At 55.2% G+C, this 17,377-nt stretch carries 17 protein-coding genes; 13 read left to right on the forward strand and 4 right to left on the reverse strand.

Features of this window, described 5'->3' with window-relative positions; all coding sequences use genetic code 11:
- Window positions 1–52 precede the first annotated feature (52 nt).
- From AC6I8V_RS01590 to AC6I8V_RS01605, 4 genes are all read left to right on the forward strand, one after another.
- A complete protein-coding gene (locus tag AC6I8V_RS01590) occupies window positions 53–421 on the forward strand; it encodes a diacylglycerol kinase (RefSeq protein ID WP_497844197.1) in 369 nt (122 codons plus the stop codon).
- Between the two features lie 105 nt (window positions 422–526).
- On the forward strand, window positions 527–1,141 hold the full coding sequence (gene lexA, locus AC6I8V_RS01595; protein ID WP_497844198.1) for a transcriptional repressor LexA: 615 nt from the start codon (window positions 527–529) through the stop codon (window positions 1,139–1,141).
- Between the two features lie 107 nt (window positions 1,142–1,248).
- Window positions 1,249–2,580 carry an MATE family efflux transporter DinF gene (gene dinF / locus AC6I8V_RS01600; RefSeq protein ID WP_497844199.1) on the forward strand — a complete coding sequence of 444 codons (1,332 nt, stop codon included), beginning with the start codon at window positions 1,249–1,251 and terminating at the stop codon, window positions 2,578–2,580.
- A 157-nt stretch (window positions 2,581–2,737) separates the two neighbouring features.
- Window positions 2,738–2,950, forward strand: a complete 213-nt coding sequence (locus tag AC6I8V_RS01605; RefSeq protein WP_497844200.1) for a CsbD family protein — start codon at window positions 2,738–2,740, stop codon at window positions 2,948–2,950.
- A gap of 69 nt (window positions 2,951–3,019) precedes the next feature.
- On the opposite strand, the gene zur is transcribed toward AC6I8V_RS01605, so the two are convergent.
- Window positions 3,020–3,541 carry a zinc uptake transcriptional repressor Zur gene (gene zur / locus AC6I8V_RS01610; protein ID WP_497844201.1) on the reverse strand — a complete coding sequence of 174 codons (522 nt, stop codon included), beginning with the start codon at window positions 3,539–3,541 and terminating at the stop codon, window positions 3,020–3,022.
- Between the two features lie 448 nt (window positions 3,542–3,989).
- Here zur and AC6I8V_RS01615 point away from each other — a divergent pair, with 448 nt between their 5' ends.
- The 3 genes from AC6I8V_RS01615 (at window position 3,990) to pspG (ending at window position 6,827) form a co-directional block, all read left to right on the forward strand.
- Complete coding sequence (locus AC6I8V_RS01615) at window positions 3,990–5,240, forward strand: conjugal transfer protein TraF (RefSeq protein WP_497844202.1); 1,251 nt, start codon at window positions 3,990–3,992, stop codon at window positions 5,238–5,240.
- Between the two features lie 98 nt (window positions 5,241–5,338).
- Window positions 5,339–6,334 carry a tRNA dihydrouridine(20/20a) synthase DusA gene (gene dusA, locus AC6I8V_RS01620; protein ID WP_497844203.1) on the forward strand — a complete coding sequence of 332 codons (996 nt, stop codon included), beginning with the start codon at window positions 5,339–5,341 and terminating at the stop codon, window positions 6,332–6,334.
- A 226-nt stretch (window positions 6,335–6,560) separates the two neighbouring features.
- Complete coding sequence (pspG, locus tag AC6I8V_RS01625; protein WP_497844204.1) at window positions 6,561–6,827, forward strand: envelope stress response protein PspG; 267 nt, start codon at window positions 6,561–6,563, stop codon at window positions 6,825–6,827.
- A 191-nt stretch (window positions 6,828–7,018) separates the two neighbouring features.
- Here pspG and AC6I8V_RS01630 read toward each other — a convergent pair whose 3' ends face one another.
- On the reverse strand, window positions 7,019–8,002 hold the full coding sequence (locus AC6I8V_RS01630; protein WP_497844205.1) for a quinone oxidoreductase: 984 nt from the start codon (window positions 8,000–8,002) through the stop codon (window positions 7,019–7,021).
- A gap of 73 nt (window positions 8,003–8,075) precedes the next feature.
- On the opposite strand from AC6I8V_RS01630, the gene dnaB reads away from it, so the two are divergent.
- The 6 genes from dnaB to AC6I8V_RS01660 all read left to right on the forward strand — a co-directional run bounded on the left by dnaB (window position 8,076) and on the right by AC6I8V_RS01660 (window position 13,095).
- Window positions 8,076–9,482, forward strand: coding sequence for a replicative DNA helicase (gene dnaB / locus AC6I8V_RS01635; protein WP_497844206.1), 1,407 nt, complete (start codon window positions 8,076–8,078; stop codon window positions 9,480–9,482).
- Between the two features lie 128 nt (window positions 9,483–9,610).
- Window positions 9,611–10,102 carry an Lrp/AsnC family transcriptional regulator gene (locus AC6I8V_RS01640; protein WP_497844207.1) on the forward strand — a complete coding sequence of 164 codons (492 nt, stop codon included), beginning with the start codon at window positions 9,611–9,613 and terminating at the stop codon, window positions 10,100–10,102.
- A gap of 228 nt (window positions 10,103–10,330) precedes the next feature.
- Window positions 10,331–10,945: a YitT family protein gene (locus AC6I8V_RS01645; RefSeq protein ID WP_497844208.1), complete on the forward strand. Its 615-nt coding sequence runs from the start codon at window positions 10,331–10,333 to the stop codon at window positions 10,943–10,945.
- A gap of 48 nt (window positions 10,946–10,993) precedes the next feature.
- A complete protein-coding gene (locus AC6I8V_RS01650) occupies window positions 10,994–12,187 on the forward strand; it encodes an amino acid aminotransferase (protein ID WP_497844209.1) in 1,194 nt (397 codons plus the stop codon).
- Window positions 12,188–12,325: 138 nt separating this feature from the next.
- Window positions 12,326–12,742, forward strand: coding sequence for a secondary thiamine-phosphate synthase enzyme YjbQ (locus tag AC6I8V_RS01655; RefSeq protein WP_497844210.1), 417 nt, complete (start codon window positions 12,326–12,328; stop codon window positions 12,740–12,742).
- Window positions 12,743–12,744: 2 nt separating this feature from the next.
- Window positions 12,745–13,095 carry an MmcQ/YjbR family DNA-binding protein gene (locus AC6I8V_RS01660; protein ID WP_497844211.1) on the forward strand — a complete coding sequence of 117 codons (351 nt, stop codon included), beginning with the start codon at window positions 12,745–12,747 and terminating at the stop codon, window positions 13,093–13,095.
- Here AC6I8V_RS01660 and AC6I8V_RS01665 read toward each other — a convergent pair.
- On the reverse strand, window positions 13,092–14,156 hold the full coding sequence (locus AC6I8V_RS01665; RefSeq protein WP_497844212.1) for an NAD(P)-dependent alcohol dehydrogenase: 1,065 nt from the start codon (window positions 14,154–14,156) through the stop codon (window positions 13,092–13,094). The two genes, AC6I8V_RS01660 and AC6I8V_RS01665, sit on opposite strands and share 4 nt — an antisense overlap.
- A 224-nt stretch (window positions 14,157–14,380) precedes the next feature.
- Window positions 14,381–17,209, reverse strand: coding sequence for an excinuclease ABC subunit UvrA (gene uvrA, locus AC6I8V_RS01670; protein ID WP_497844213.1), 2,829 nt, complete (start codon window positions 17,207–17,209; stop codon window positions 14,381–14,383).
- Between the last annotated feature and the right edge of the window lie 168 nt (window positions 17,210–17,377).

The following is a 17,377-nucleotide window of genomic DNA, read 5'->3' on the forward strand; positions in this document are numbered from 1 at the left end:
CATTACCGGCTGCCCAGACATTGACGTCAAAACGAGCAAAGGGTTCAACGACATGGCAAATAACGTCACCGGTATTCAAAGGATAGTGAAAGCTGCCGGTTATTCCTGGCAGGGATTACGTGCCGCCTGGCAACATGAGGCCGCATTTCGCCAGGAAGCGATCGCCGCACTGGTGGCGATTGTGGTGGCGTGTTGGCTGGATGTTGATGCCGTATCCCGCGTATTAATGATCGGTTCGGTTGTGCTGGTGATCATTATTGAGATCCTGAACAGCGCCATCGAAGCGGTGGTTGACCGCATTGGTCAGGAACGCCATCCGCTGGCCGGTCGTGCTAAGGATATGGGATCGGCCGCAGTGTTACTGGCTATCTTACTGGCTCTGTTTGTCTGGATCGCGCTGCTTTGGTCACATTTGCGATAAGGCTTCCGAATTCATCAACCCGCTGATTTTTCCCTCAGTTTTGGTTTCCATTTCGCCAATACCTGTATATACTCACAGCGACTGTATAAACAACCAGGGGGCGGGATGAAAGCGTTAACCAGCAGGCAGCAACAGGTCTATGACCTGATTCGCGACCATATCAACCAGACGGGCATGCCGCCAACGCGTGCGGAAATTGCTGCGCAACTGGGCTTCCGCTCACCTAATGCGGCCGAAGAACACCTGAAAGCGCTGGCGCGCAAAGGCGTTATCGAAATCGTCTCCGGTGCTTCGCGCGGTATTCGTTTATTAATGGAAGAGGAAGTCAGCGAAGGTTTGCCGCTGATCGGCCGTGTCGCCGCCGGTGAACCCCTGCTGGCGCAGGAACACATCGAAGCGCATTACCAGGTGGATGCCAACCTCTTCAAACCCACCGCAGATTTCCTGCTGCGCGTCAGCGGCATGTCGATGAAAGATATCGGCATCATGGATGGCGATCTGCTGGCGGTACACAAGACTCAGGAAGTGCGTAACGGCCAGGTTGTCGTGGCGCGCATCGATGACGAAGTGACGGTGAAACGCTGGAAAAAGCAGGGTGCTATCGTGCATCTGCTGCCGGAAAACAGCGACTTCCAGCCGATCGTTGTCGATACCCGTGAGCAGTCACTGACTGTTGAAGGTCTGGCCGTGGGCATCGTGCGCAACGGCGAGTGGCTCTGATCGTATCGATTCCCCCCGCTGCGGTAGCGCATCTGCGCTGCCGTAGTCTGATGTTCTTATCCTCTTCAATCTGACAGACGTATCACAGCAGAAACCGGGACGGGCTGATGCAGCTGTTTTCCTCCTCTGACAAAACACTCTGGCGGCTGGCGTTGCCGATGATCCTCTCCAATATCACGGTGCCGTTACTCGGCGTGGTGGATACGGCGGTGATTGGCCATCTCGACAGTCCTGTCTATCTCGGCGGCGTAGCGGTTGGCACCACGGCAACCAGCTTTATTTTTATGCTGCTGCTGTTTCTGCGCATGAGCACCACCGGTCTTACCGCCCAGGCGTTTGGCGCCAGTGATAAAACGGCGCTGGCGCGAGCGCTGACGCAGCCGTTATTAATTGCTCTGGTGGCGGGCGTGCTGTTCATCGCATTGCGTACGCCCGTCAGCAACCTGGCGGCGGCGCTGATGGGCGGCAGCGTTGCTGTCCAGCAGCAGGCGCAACTGTTTATTCAGATCCGCTGGCTTAGCGCGCCCGCCACGCTGGCAAACCTGGTGATTCTTGGCTGGTTGCTGGGCGTGCAGTATGCGCGCGCCCCTGTGGTGCTGCTGGTGGTGGGCAATCTGGTCAATATTCTGCTGGATCTGGCGTTTGTCCTCGGGCTGCACTGGGGCGTAGCTGGGGCGGCTGCCGCCACGGCGCTGGCTGAATACGTCTCCCTTGCTGTCGGGCTGTGGATGGTGGCGCGCGTATTGAAGCTGCGTGGCATCGATTTTTCCCTGCTGAGGAACAGCTGGCGCGGCGATGTGGCCCGCCTGTTCCGCCTGAACCGCGATATCATGCTGCGCTCATTTCTGCTGCAAATCTGTTTTGCTTCGCTGACGATACTCGGCGCGCGTATAGGACCGGATGTGGTGGCGGTTAACGCGGTGCTGCTGATGTTTCTTACCTTCACAGCCTACGCGCTGGATGGCTTCGCCTATGCGGTTGAAGCCTGTTCTGGTGAGGCGGTTGGCGCGCAGGATCGCAGCAGGCTGCTGCTAATCTGGCATGCCGCCTGCCGTCAGGCAGGGGTGGTGGCGCTGCTGTTCGCTTTAATTTATGCGCTGTTTGGCGCGCAAATCGTCGGGTTGCTGACCTCGCTGGAAGCGCTGCGCGAGATGGCCGATCGTTATCTGCTGTGGCAAGTGGTGATGCCGTTAATGGGCGTGTGGTGCTATTTGCTGGATGGCATGTTTATCGGTGCGACGCGCGGGCGGGAGATGCGTAACAGCATGGCGCTGGCGGCGCTGGGTTATGGCCTGTCGCTGCTGACGCTGCCATGGTTGGGAAATCATGGTTTGTGGCTGGCGGTGACGGTATTTCTCGCTTTACGTGGGCTAACGCTGTGGCTGGTGTGGCGCCGGCACTGGCGTCACGACAGCTGGTTTGCCTCCAGCCAACTCTGATGCTATGGATACAGAATAGTCTGTAAGATGCTACCAAACCTCCAATGACTACTATAATTATCCTTAACGGCGCAAATGAGTAGCGCGTTATATGGGTTTTTACCTGCAAGTATTGGGTATTACACCAATATCCCTCAGGATGACATGGAGAATGGTTATGAATAAAGACGAAACGAGCGGCAACTGGAAACAATTCAAAGGGAAAGTGAAGGAAAAATGGGGCAAGCTGACGGATGATGATATGACCGTCATCGAAGGTAAACGCGATCAGCTTGTCGGTAAAATTCAGGAACGCTATGGCTACGCAAAAGATCAGGCCGAGCGTGAAGTTAAAGACTGGGAAGGTCATAACAAGGATCACCGCTGGTAACGGACCCGTTTAAGGACGATGCTCCTACCCGCCGATCGTGATGATCGGGCTGGCACAGGGATGTGCCATCTATCCCTTCCTCACCCGCTTTTTATTCTCAACCTGATGATCGTGATCGCAGCTTTCGTGATGCGTGCAGGCTTCCACTTCTGAACAATTTTCACACAATCCATGCGCTTCAATCACGCTGTGGCGCAGGGTAAATCCCGCCTGTTCTGCCAGATCGGCAATAATCTTTTCGACGCCATGAGCGTGCTTTTCACTGACCGCCGCACAGTGATCACACACCAGCATGACCGAGGTGTGCGCTGGTTCATCAAAATGATGGCAAACCACATAACTGTTATTCGATTCAACGCGATGGATAAATCCCTGCTCCAGCAGAAAGTCCAGCGCGCGATAGATGGTCGGCGGTTTGGCCTGCGGTTCACTGACGCGCAACTGATCCAGCAAATCATAAGCGCTGATCGACCCATTCTGCTCGGCCATCAGGCGCAGCACTTCGGCACGTTGCGTGGTCAGACGCACGCCGCGTTGCAGGCACAGCGTTTCAGCCTGGGTGAGAAGTTGGTCGGGCGACAGATTTGACATAAGCGTTCTCCAGGTTGCGAGTGATGTTATTTTATCACACAAATTTTTACGCTGCTGTTATTGCTTTTTCTTGCTGCTTCCGCCCGGAAAAATTCTATTTATCAGGGTTTTAATAGTGCCATTCTTTCCCTGTCATCTTCCCTGCTGTCATCTGTGTTTCTTTTTGTTAGCGCACTATCAAATTGCTTTCCGGGTTTTGCTTTGCAACTCACCGACTTAGCGTCTAAGGTTCAAAAGGGCTTAAGTAATATCTGGCCTTAATTTAAACATCGTTTAATTTTTTGCATAAATACATGACAGATTGGCGCAATTGCAGCCAATTCTGCGAATAGCAGTGCTATTTCCTTTTAATTCACAGCAATAAATCGTTAGCCCAGGTTCACAATAAGGGCTGGAAAATTGTTACGTCGATGACGTGGTCACGACATTTAAAGGTGATGGCAGGCACATGGTGAAGACATTATTCAGACGCAAAAAGGTTGCTTATCTTGTTGTTTTGAATGCAGTATTTCTTTCCTCGTCCGCTCTGGCAGCTGGGACCTGGTACGACGCGCGTAATGATGCAATGGGAGGCACAGGCGTTGCTTCCTCCACCTGGAGTTCCGCCGTGCTGGCGAACCCGGCATTAATGACCAAAGCAAAACCCGACGATGATGTCAGCATCATTTTCCCTTCAGCGGGTGTGCAGATTACGGATAAAAACAATTTGCAGGACAAGGTTGATGACATCACCAACACGGTGGACCATTACCGCGATGTCATTGATAACTTAACCTTTCAGGATTATCTCAACGGCTATCCGCAGTTAAAGGCCGCCGCTGGTGATATGGCGGATAAGCTACGCGATCTGCGCGGCAATAAGGCCGACGGTAGCGCAGGTGTGGCGCTGGCGGTGACGGTGCCTAATGAAACCTTGCCATTTGCCTTTGTGACTAAAGCCTATGGCACTGCGCATGTGCGAGCCAATGTGGTAGATAGCGACATTACCTATCTGCAAGGCGTGGCGGACGGTACCATCATTCCTTCAGAGGGCGGCGCAGAAAGTTTGCGCTCCAGCGCCAATGGTCTGGCGGCGTTAGTCACCGACTACGGTGTGGCGCTGGCGCATGAGTTCACCATTGCCGGCCACCCGGTCTCTTTTGGTGTGACGCCGAAAGTGCAGAAAACCTGGCTGTATAACTACACCGCCAGCATCTATGAATATGACAAGAGCGACATAAACAACAGCCGCTATCGCAGTTCCGATACAGGCTTCAACATTGATGCCGGACTTGCCACGGACTTTGGTGAACACTGGACCTTCGGCCTCACCGGGCAGAACCTGATTTCGCGCGATATCGATACCAAAGTAGTCAATGACTATCGCGATACCTACCAAATCCGTCCGTTAGTGACCACCGGCCTGGCCTGGAACTACGGTCCGGTGACCCTGACTGGTGATGTCGATTTAACCCAGACCAAGCGCTTTAAATCGGAAGGGAGCAGCCAGTATATCGGCGTGGGCGGTGAGTATCGGGTGCTGGATTGGCTGCAACTGCGTGCCGGTTATCGTGCGGATATGAAGTCAACGGACACCAACGTATTTACCGCCGGTTTCGGTCTGTCGCCGTTTAACAATACGGTACATCTGGATCTGGCCGGTTCGGTCGGCGATGACAACACCTGGGGTGCCATGGTGCAGCTCGGATTTAACTTCTGATCGATCCCCTGCATACCGACGGGCGGCTGTGTCGCCCGTCAATCCTGTGATATCATTGCGCAGTATCTCATCACTTAACCCCGGATTTGCTGCGTTTCATGACCGATACCTTCTCTTCGCAACGTTTTTCTATTGCCCCGATGCTCGACTGGACCGACCGTCACTGTCGCTATTTTCACCGCAAGCTGAGCGGCGATACGCTGCTATACACCGAAATGGTGACGACCGGCGCGATCATTCATGGCAAGGGCGATTATCTGGCCTTCAGCGAGGATGAACATCCGGTGGCGCTGCAACTGGGTGGCAGCGATCCGGCGGCACTGGCGCAGTGCGCCCGGCTGGCGGAAGCGCGTGGCTACGATGAAATCAACCTTAATGTCGGTTGCCCGTCCGATCGCGTGCAGAATGGCCGCTTTGGCGCCTGTCTGATGGGCGAAGCGGCGCTGGTGGCGGATGGCATCAAAGCGATGCGTGATGTGGTCAGCATCCCGGTGACGGTGAAAACCCGTATCGGCATCGACGATCAGGACAGCTACGAATTTCTGTGCGATTTCGTCGGCACCGTGGCGCAGCAGGGCGGGTGCGACACCTTTATCATTCATGCGCGTAAAGCCTGGCTTTCGGGACTCAGCCCGAAAGAGAATCGTGAAATTCCGCCGCTCGACTACCCACGCGTCTATCAGCTGAAGCGTGATTTCCCGCAGCTGACCATGGCCATCAACGGCGGCGTGAAGACGCTGGAAGAGGCAAAAATCCATCTGCAACATATGGATGGCGTGATGATGGGGCGCGAAGCCTACCAGAATCCGGGCATCCTGGCGCAGGTGGATCGCGAGCTGTTTGGCCGCACAACCCCGGCGGCCGATCCGGTGGCGGTGGTGCGCAGCATGTACCCCTATATTGAAGCGGAACTGGCGAAAGGCACTTACCTCGGCCACGTAACACGCCATATGCTTGGCCTGTTCCAGGGCATTCCGGGTGCACGCCAGTGGCGTCGCTACCTGAGCGAGAACGCCCACAAGCCTGGCGCGGATGTCCGTGTGCTGGAAGCGGCGCTGGCGCTGGTGGCAGATAAGATCCCGCAGGAAGCCTGAAACGTTTTTCCCCGGTGCGGGTAAATCCGCACCTCTGGGCAGGGTCGGCATACATGCTGGCCAGGCCATCCCCGCACGGTTTTATTTACGCCACAAGTTAGTGAATCTCATCATTCTATCCACATGCATCTTAAATTCACTTCAATAATTTCAATGCGTTAGCATGAAAACCATTCTGGCACGCATCTTGTAATGTCCTCTCTGTAACCTACACAGGAGAGCCTTCGTGGAAATATTATTTGTTATCGGCTTTTTTCTCATGCTGCTGCTGACCGGCGTGTCGCTGCTGGGCGTGATTGCGGCGCTGATTGTTGCAACGGTGCTGATGTTCCTCGGCGGGCTGTTTGCACTTGTTATTAAATTGTTGCCGTGGCTGATGCTGGCGGTGGTGGCTGTCTGGTTGTATCGCGCCTTTACTACGCCGGAAGGCGATGTGAAGCTGAATCGACTGAAAAGAAAAATCAGTAAGTTAGAGAAAAATAGCTGGCGCTAAATGCGGGTGCGATCACAGAGTTAATCTTTACTTAGTACAAATCCGCAATTAAACATATTTTTTACTTATGTTTTCTGTCAGGATGGTCGGTGTTGAGTCGAAACGTATTCATCGCCGCTGTCCCTACACCAGCGCGAACTATAAAAAAGAAAAAGGGGCTTCCTACGGGAAGCCCCGTTTGCATTCTGGGGTCAGGGAATCAACAGACTCGACCCCTGGGTGGCGCGGCTCTCCAGTACCTGATGCGCGCGTGCCGCATCGCTTAGCGCAAATTTCTGCTGTTCCGGCACGTTGATCTTAATGGCGCGGCTGGCAATCAGTGAGAACAGCTCCGCACTGGCGCTGTCGAGTTCTTCACGATTGGTGATATAACCGAACAGGGAAGGGCGAGTAACAAACAGCGATCCTTTCTTATTCAGAATCCCCAGATCGATGCCGGTCACCGCGCCGGAAGCATTACCAAAGCTCACCATCAACCCGTGCCGGCGCAGGCTATCCAGCGACGCTTCCCAGGTATCCTTACCGACTGAGTCGTATACGACCGCCACTTTCTTTCCGTCCGTCAATTCACTGACGCGCTGAGCAATATTTTCATCGCGATAATTGATGGTGGCCCAGGCTCCGGCATCTTTGGCGATTTTGGCTTTTTCAGCCGAGCCAACGGTGCCAATCAGATGCGCGCCCAGCGCTTTGGCCCACTGACAGGCAATCAGGCCGACACCACCGGCGGCGGCGTGGAACAGGAAAATTTCGTCCGGCTTAACCTTGTAGGTCTGGCGCAGCAGATACTGCACCGTCAGACCTTTGAGAAAAGAGGCTGCGCCCTGCTCGAAACTGATGCTCTCCGGCAGAATCACCAGGCGATCTTCATGAACATTATGCGCCTCGCTGTAAGCTCCCAGCGATGCCTGGCAATACACCACCCGGTCACCCGCCTTAAAGCGCGTTACCGCAGAGCCGACTTTCTTTACCACGCCAGCGGCTTCAGTGCCCAAACCGGACGGCTTATCCGCAACCGGATACAATCCGCTGCGCACGTAAGTATCGATGTAGTTAATGCCGATCGCCCGGTTCTCCACCTGCACTTCATGTTCAGCGGGATCGGCCAGATCAAAATCCACCCATTGCAATACTTCAGGCCCGCCGTGTTCGTTAAACTGAATACGCTTTGCCATTCTGACTCCTGTGATTGTTCTGCCTGTGACGTTATACTTGCGCGTCACTCTAAAGATCGGTAACGCATTTACTATGGCAGGAAATAAACCCACCAACAAATCGAACGAACCCCGCGATCGCCAGCTGGAGGGCGTGAAAATGCCGCCGCATTCCATCGAGGCGGAGCAGTCGGTGCTCGGTGGGTTGATGCTGGATAACGAACGCTGGGACAACGTGTCCGAGCGCGTGGTTGCGGAAGATTTCTTCAACCGCTCGCACCGGCTAATCTTCTCCGAAATGCAGCGTCTGCTGGAAACCGGGCAGCCGATTGACCTGATTACCCTGTCGGAATCGCTGGAAACGCGGGGCGAGCTGGAGATGGCGGGCGGCTTTGCCTATCTCGCCGAATTGGCGAAAAACACCCCAAGTGCGGCGAACATCGGCGCCTATGCGGACATCGTGCGTGAACGTGCGGTGGTGCGCGAAATGATCTCGGTAGCGAATCAGATTGCCGATGCCGGTTACGATCCACAAGGACGCAGCAGCGAAGACCTGCTCGATTTCGCCGAATCCAACGTCTTTAAGATCGCTGAGCAACGCGCTAATAAAGAAGACGGCCCGAAAAATATCGAGCAGATCCTCGAAGCGACGGTATCGCGTATTGAATCGCTGGTCTCCACGCCGCACGATGGCGTCACCGGCGTCGATACCGGCTACCAGGATCTGAATAAAAAAACCGCCGGTTTACAGGGTTCGGACCTGATCATTGTGGCGGCGCGTCCGTCGATGGGTAAAACCACTTTCGCGATGAACCTGTGCGAAAACGCCGCCATGCTGCATGAAAAACCGGTGCTGATTTTCAGTCTCGAAATGCCCAGCGAACAGATCATGATGCGTATGCTGGCCTCGCTGTCGCGCGTTGATCAGACACGCATTCGTACCGGTCAGCTGGAAGATGAGGATTGGGCGCGTATTTCCGCCAGCATGGGCATTCTGCTGGAGAAGAAGAATATGTATATCGATGATTCTTCTGGCCTGACGCCGACCGAAGTACGCTCACGCGCGCGCCGTATCTATCGTGAAAACGATGGCCTGAGCATGATTATGATCGACTACCTGCAATTGATGCGGGTGCCGGCGCTGTCAGATAACCGTACGCTGGAGATCGCCGAGATCTCGCGCTCGCTGAAAGCGCTGGCCAAAGAGCTGAATGTGCCGGTGGTGGCGCTGTCGCAGCTGAACCGCTCGCTGGAGCAGCGTGCCGATAAACGCCCGGTGAACTCGGATCTGCGTGAATCCGGCTCGATCGAACAGGATGCCGACCTGATCATGTTTATCTATCGCGATGAGGTTTATCACGAAAACAGCGATCTGAAAGGCATTGCCGAGATCATCATCGGTAAGCAGCGTAACGGGCCGATCGGCACAGTACGTCTGACTTTTAACGGCCAGTGGTCCCGTTTTGATAACTACGCTGGCCCGCAATACGACGACGAATAACCCTCTTTTCCCCGATGCATGCACGATCTGTGCATGCATTTCACGTCATCAGAAAATAGTGTTGGACAACCCCGCCTTTAATCAGGTTATCTGTAGCTAAGCGCACCCTTTTACGCTGTGGAAGCAGAATGACTCAGGTAGACGATTACGACCTTAAGATACTGACATTATTACAATCTAATGGCCGCCTCACCAATCAGGAACTCAGTGATTTAGTTGGCCTTTCGGCGTCCCAATGTTCACGCCGCCGCATCAATCTGGAGCAGGCAAACCTCATTCTCGGCTATCACGCCCGGCTGTCGCCCGATGCAATCGGCCTTGGCATGGTGGGATTAATTGAGGTTCGGCTGATCAACCATACGCCTGATTATGAAGAGAGTTTTCACCGCATGGTGGAGCAGGAAACGGCCATCGTCGATGCGTTTAAAACCACCGGTGATGCCGATTATTTGCTGAAAGTGGCGGTCGCGGATCTGGCCTCGCTCAGCGCGCTGATCAGCCAGCTGGTGTCGGGTCATCAAAGCGTGGCCCATGTGAAAACCTCCGTGGTATTGAGCCGTTTAAAAGAGAACGGCGTAATGATTTTTCCCGAGCACAAAACGCGCCAAAAAAGTGCGTGATGTGCTAGTCTGGTGCAATTAATGCCATTCAAATGCAAAAAACGCGCACCAGATTCCAGATTTGTGCATAGGTTGCCGGGTTAATTAGCAACTCATGTACAAAAACCTGCAATAAAGCGCCTTAGTTATCAATTGGATAATCACTGGCACCCATCGGCGGCGACAAGACGTCGCCGATGTGGTGCGTTTTTTGCATTTGAACCGCATCAATTGCAATGAGAAAAATCCATGGATAACGTTGTTCAACCTGCCAAAGTCCCCCATTCCCGTATTGAAGATGCCCTGGCGATTGTGCTCGGCACGCTGATGGTCTCCTTTGGCGTGATTATGCTGAAGCAGGCGGGGGCGCTGACCGGCAGCTCTGCCGGGATTGCCTTCTTAATCAGCTATCTGACGCCGCTTTCGTTTGGCAGCGCCTTTTTCCTGATTAACCTGCCGTTTTACTGGCTGGCGGTGCGCCGTATGGGCTGGGAATTTACCCTGAAAACCTTCTGCGCGGTGGGCCTGGTGTCGCTGTTTACCCATCTGCACCCCCTGTTCGTGCATTTTTCCGCATTAAATCCGTTTTATGCGACATTGTTCGGTAACGTGGTGATGGGGATTGGGTTTATAGTGTTGTTTCGTCACAAGGCCAGCCTTGGCGGAGTCAATATTCTGGCGCTCTGGTTACAGGACCGTATTGGCCTGCGCGCCGGGAAACTGCAAATGGCAGTCGATACCTGCGTGGTGCTGGCATCGCTGTTTGTCGTCTCCCGGACCATGCTGCTTGCCTCGATAGCGGGCGCGGTGGTCCTCAACCTAATCATCGCGATGAATCACCGTCCCGGCCGCTATATGGTTTGACGACGCATCATTACCTGACTTTTTTGACCAATCATGGAGATCTGCACCGTGTTTCAAAACGTTGATGCCTATGCTGGCGATCCGATTCTGTCGCTGATGGAAACCTTCAAGCAGGATCCACGCGACAATAAAGTGAATCTGAGCATCGGCCTCTATTACAACGAGCAGGGCATCATTCCTCAGCTGCAGGCCGTTGCCGCAGCGGAAGAACGCCTCCAGGCGGCACCGCATCAGGCTTCGCTCTACCTGCCGATGGAAGGTCTGGGTCCGTATCGTAACGCCATTGCACCGCTGCTGTTTGGGCGCGATCATCCGATGTTGCAGGCGGGCCGCATTGCGTCCATTCAGACGCTGGGCGGTTCTGGCGCGCTGAAAGTGGGTGCGGATTTCCTTAAACGTTACTTCCCGCATTCCAACGTCTGGGTCAGCGATCCGACCTGGGAAAACCACATTGCCATCTTTAACGGTGCTGGCTTTGAGGTGAACACCTATCCCTGGTATGACGACGCAACCAATGGCGTGAAGTTCGATGCCTTTATCGCAGCGCTGAAAACCCTGCCGAAGCAAAGCATCGTGCTGCTGCACCCGTGCTGCCATAACCCGACCGGTGCTGACCTGACTAACGCGCAGTGGGATCAGACTGTTGAGGTGCTGAAAGCGCAGGAGCTGATTCCGTTCCTCGATATCGCTTATCAGGGCTTTGGTGCCGGCATGACGGAAGATGCCTATGCGATCCGCGCCGTTGCCGCTGCGGGTCTGCCTGCACTGGTCAGCAACTCGTTCTCAAAAATCTTCTCGCTGTATGGTGAGCGCGTTGGCGGTCTGTCCATCGTGTGCGACAGCGCGGAAGAGAGCGCGCGCGTACTGGGTCAGCTGAAAGCGACCGTACGTCGTAACTACTCCAGCCCGCCGAACTTCGGTGCTCAGGTAGTTTCCTGCGTACTGAACGATGAAGCGCTGCTGAATAACTGGCTGGCGGAAGTGGAAGCGATGCGTCTGCGTATTATCGAGATGCGTCAGGCGCTGGTGACGGTGCTGAGTGAGAAGCTGCCGGGCAAAAACTTCGATTACCTGCTGAAGCAGCGGGGCATGTTCAGCTACACCGGTCTCAGCGCGCAGCAGGTTGATCGTCTGCGTGACGAGTTCGGCGTGTATCTGATTGCCAGCGGCCGTATGTGCGTAGCCGGCCTGAACAGCCGCAACGTCCATCAGGTAGCTGAAGCCTTTGCTGCCGTGATGTAATCAGCGCCTCAGGCTGAGAGAAAACCGCCATGCCCTCAGGCTGGCGGTTTTTTTATGGTAAATATCAGACCGTTTTTTCCTTTACCTTTCGCCGACATGCTGCACACTTAAACGGTGTGTTTAATTCAGGATTCAGGCATGTGGCATCAACAAACCTTAACGCTTAGCGCCAGACCGCGTGGTTTTCATCTGGTCACCGACGAGATTGTCGGACAACTACGCACGTTGTCGGATGTGCGTATTGGTCAGCTGCACCTGCTGCTTCAGCACACCTCAGCCTCGCTCACCCTCAATGAAAATTGCGATCCCACGGTACGCAGCGACATGGAGCAACATTTCCTGCGCCATGTCCCGGAAAATGCCCCCTATCAACACGATTATGAAGGTGCAGATGATATGCCCGCGCACATTAAGTCATCGCTGCTCGGCGTATCCTTGTTACTTCCGGTCAGCCGGGGACGACTATTGCTGGGTACCTGGCAGGGGATTTATCTCGGCGAGCATCGGGTACATGGCGGTGCAAGGCGGATTGTCGCCACCATACAAGGGGAGTAACCATGAACACTTCGGATTTACTGACTTACTGCATGAACAAGCCGGGCGCGGAGCAGAGCGTGCATAGCGACTGGAAAGCGACGCAGATTAAGAGCGATGGCGTATTGTTTGCCATGGTGCAGGAGATCAAAGGACGCCCGGCGGTATCGCTCAAGGCGACGCCAGCGCTGGCGGATTTAATACGTGAGGAACATAGCGATGTGTTCCCGAGTGAGCATCTGAACAAATCCCACTGGAGTACGCTGTGGCTGGATGGTTCGCTAAAAGATTCGCAGATTTACTATCTGGTGGATGCGTCCTGGCAACAGGCTGACGCCACGCGCGCGGCGGGCGTCAGCCATAACGAGGATTAAGCCGCAGCTTCCTCGCGCAGGGTGTTGATATCAATGACAAAACGGTACTTCACGTCACTTTTCAGCATACGCTCGTAGGCTTCGTTGATTTGATTCATGGCGATCAGCTCGATATCTGACGTGATACCGTGCTTGCCGCAGAAATCCAGCATTTCCTGCGTTTCCGCGATGCCGCCAATCAGCGAGCCAGCGATGCTGCGACGCTTGAAGATCAGGTTAAATACCTGCGGTGCCGGGTGATCGTGCTCCGGCGCGCCCACCAGCGTCATGTTTCCATCGCGTTTCAGCAGGGCAATAAACGGGTTGAGATCGTGCTGTGCCGCCACGGTATTCAGGATGAAGTCAAAGCTGTTCAGGTGTTGTGACATCTGGTCGGCATCTTTCGAAATCACCACTTCGTCAGCGCCCAGGCGTTTGCCATCCTCAATTTTGGACGGAGAGGTGGTGAACAGCACCACATGCGCGCCCATGGCATGGGCCAGTTTCACGCCCATATGACCCAGACCACCCAGACCGACGATACCCACTTTCTGGCCCGGACCGACCTTCCAGTGACGCAGCGGTGAGTAAGTGGTGATACCGGCGCACAGCAGCGGCGCCACGCCAGCCAGGTCGAGGTTTTCCGGCACGCGCAGCACAAAGCTTTCATCCACAACCATGCTGGTGGAGTAGCCGCCAAAGGTGATGGCTTTGGTTTCGCGATCTTCGCCGTTATAGGTGCCGACAAAGCCGTTTTCGCAATACTGTTCCAGCCCTTCCTGGCAGCTCGGACAGCTGCGGCACGAGTCAACCATACAGCCAACTCCCACCAGATCGCCCACTTTGTATTTGTGGGTGTGTGCGCCAACCGCTGTCACGCGGCCAACGATTTCATGGCCCGGCACCACCGGGAAAATGGTGTTTTTCCATTCGTTGCGCGCGGTATGAAGGTCTGAGTGGCAGACGCCGCAGAACAACACTTCAATCTGCACATCATGAGCGCGCAGCTCGCGCGGCTTATAGTCGAACGGGGCGAGTTTGGATTTCGCGTCCTGTGCGGCATAGGCATGCGTAATATTCATGGTGTCTCCAGTTAAGATGTGTCGTGAGTTTTTTTGCGGGATCCCATCCGCGTTGCGGTAGGGACAAAGGCGCGTTGAGTACGCCAAAAAGGAACTGTGTAAGGATAGTCAGCCTGGTGGAAAGCGTATATGCCTGAAGTTGTCTGATTCTTGCCTGTTTCTGCATTTCTCTGCGGAATCTGGCAGTTAAAATCAGGCCCGCAATCGCGGGCCTGAGAGGGAAATTACTTCTTTAACATCGGCTTAAGGAAGCGGGCCGTATGTGATTTTTCACACTGCGCCACGGTCTCTGGCGTACCGGCCACCAGGATTTCGCCGCCGCCGCTGCCGCCTTCCGGGCCGAGATCGACAATCCAGTCCGCCGTTTTGATCACATCGAGGTTGTGTTCAATCACCACAATGGTGTTGCCCTGGTCGCGCAACTGATGCAGTACTTCCAGCAGCTGCTGGATATCGGCAAAGTGCAGGCCGGTGGTCGGTTCGTCGAGAATGTAGAGCGTCTGGCCGGTGCCGCGTTTCGACAGTTCGCGCGCCAGCTTGACGCGCTGCGCCTCACCACCGGACAGCGTGGTGGCGGACTGACCGAGGCGGATATACGACAGGCCTACATCTATCAACGTCTGCAACTTACGCGCCAGCGCAGGCACCGCATCAAAGAAGTCACGCGCTTCTTCGATGGTCATCTCCAGCACTTCATGGATGCTCTTGCCTTTGTATTTGATCTCCAGCGTTTCGCGGTTATAGCGTTTGCCTTTGCACTGATCGCAGGGGACGTAGATATCCGGCAGGAAGTGCATCTCCACCTTGATCACACCGTCGCCCTGGCAGGCTTCACAGCGCCCGCCGCGCACGTTAAAGCTGAAGCGCCCCGGATTGTAACCACGCGAACGCGCTTCCGGCACACCGGCAAACAGCTCGCGCACCGGGGTGAAAATGCCGGTATAGGTCGCCGGGTTGGAACGCGGCGTTCGGCCAATCGGGCTTTGATCGATATCGATGACTTTGTCGAAATGCTCCAGACCGGCAATCTCGCGATACGGCGCCGGTTCACCGCTGGTAGCGCCGTTTAACTGGCGCTGGGCAATCGGGAACAGCGTATCGTTGATCAGCGTAGATTTGCCGGAGCCGGAGACGCCGGTGATACAGGTAAACAGGCCAACCGGCACCGTCAGCGTGACGTCTTTCAGGTTGTTGCCGCGTGCGCCGGTCAGCTTCAGCACTTTGGCCGGATCGCCTTTTACGCGCTCTTTCGGTATGGCGATCTCACGTTTGCCGCTCAGGTACTGGCCGGTTAGTGAATCTTCATGCGCCATGATGGCATTGACGTCACCTTCCGCCACCACCTGACCGCCGTGCACCCCGGCACCCGGACCGATATCGATAATATGGTCGGCGGCACGGATCGCATCTTCATCGTGCTCCACCACAATCACCGTGTTGCCGAGATCGCGCAGATGAATCAGCGTGCTCAGCAGACGTTCGTTATCGCGCTGGTGCAGACCAATCGACGGTTCATCCAGTACGTACATCACGCCCACCAGGCCAGCGCCAATCTGGCTCGCCAGACGGATACGTTGCGCTTCACCGCCGGACAGCGTCTCAGCGGAGCGTGACATGGAGAGATAATTCAACCCGACGTTGACCAGGAAGCTCAGACGATCGCCGATCTCCTTCAGCACTTTCTCGGCGATTTTGGCGCGCTGGCCGCTCAGCTTGAGATCGCGGAAGAAGTCCATGGCGTGGCCGATGCTCATGTCGGAGATGGTCGGCAGATTGGTGTTTTCCACAAACACATGACGCGCTTCGCGACGCAGACGGGTGCCGTCACAGCTGGCGCAGGCGCGGTTGCTGATAAATTTCGCCAGCTCCTCGCGCACCGCGTTGGATTCCGTCTCTTTATAACGGCGCTCCATATTGTGCAGCACGCCTTCAAACGGATGGCGACGCACCGAGGTATCGCCACGATCGTTGATGTATTTGAATTCGATGCTCTCTTTGCCGGAGCCGTAGAGAATCACCTGACGTGCGGTATCGCTCAGGCTGTTGAACGGGGCCTCAACATCAAAATCGAGGTGTTCCGCCAGCGAACGCAGCATCTGGAAATAGTAGAAATTACGGCGATCCCAGCCGCGAATCGCGCCACCGGCCAGCGACAGCTCCGGGTTTTGCACCACGCGGTCGGGATCGAAATATTGTTGCACGCCGAGGCCGTCACAGGTCGGACATGCGCCTGCCGGGTTGTTGAACGAGAACAGACGCGGCTCCAGCTCGCGCATACTGTAACCGCAGATCGGGCAGGCAAAGTTGGCGGAGAACAGCATCTCTTCGGCGCTGCTGTCGTCCATATCGGCGACGATCGCCGTGCCGCCGCTCAGCTCCAGCGCGGTTTCGAACGATTCCGCCAGACGTGTGGCGAGATCTTCGCGCACGCGGAAACGGTCAATGACCACTTCAATGGTGTGCTTCTTCTGCAATTCCAGCTTCGGCGGATCGGAGAGATCGCAGACTTCGCCATCGATACGCGCACGGATATAACCCTGGGTTGCGAGGTTCTCCAGCGTTTTGGTGTGCTCGCCTTTGCGATCTTTCACCACCGGGGCCAGCAGCATCAGACGACGACCTTCTTCCTGCGACAGCACCTGATCCACCATCTGGCTGACGGTCTGCGCCGCCAGCGTGACATCGTGGTCCGGGCAGCGCGGTTCGCCGACACGGGCAAACAGCAGACGCAGGTAATCGTGGATCTCGGTGATGGTACCTACCGTTGAACGCGGGTTATGGGAAGTGGATTTTTGCTCAATGGAGATGGCGGGCGAGAGACCTTCAATATGGTCAACGTCCGGTTTCTCCATCAGAGAAAGAAACTGGCGCGCATAGGCAGAGAGCGACTCCACGTAGCGACGCTGACCTTCCGCGTACAGCGTATCAAACGCCAGTGAGGATTTACCGGAGCCTGACAGGCCGGTAACCACAATGAGTTTGTCGCGAGGGATGATCAGGTTGATGTTTTTCAAATTATGGGTGCGGGCACCACGAACTTCGATCTTATCCATTCACCTTTCCCGGATTAGAAGCACTCACCGCGCCTTGCCGACAGCGGCCAGAAGAAACGCGTATTATGGCACAAAAAATAGACTGAATAAATATCCAGTGTTTTGCTCTTTTTTTGTGTATTCTGGAAGGCAGCTCGAAAGTGGGAACCGCGATCAGGACGTGCTAGA

This window comes from Pantoea sp. X-Soil-TKNS-1207, from assembly GCF_059730485.1.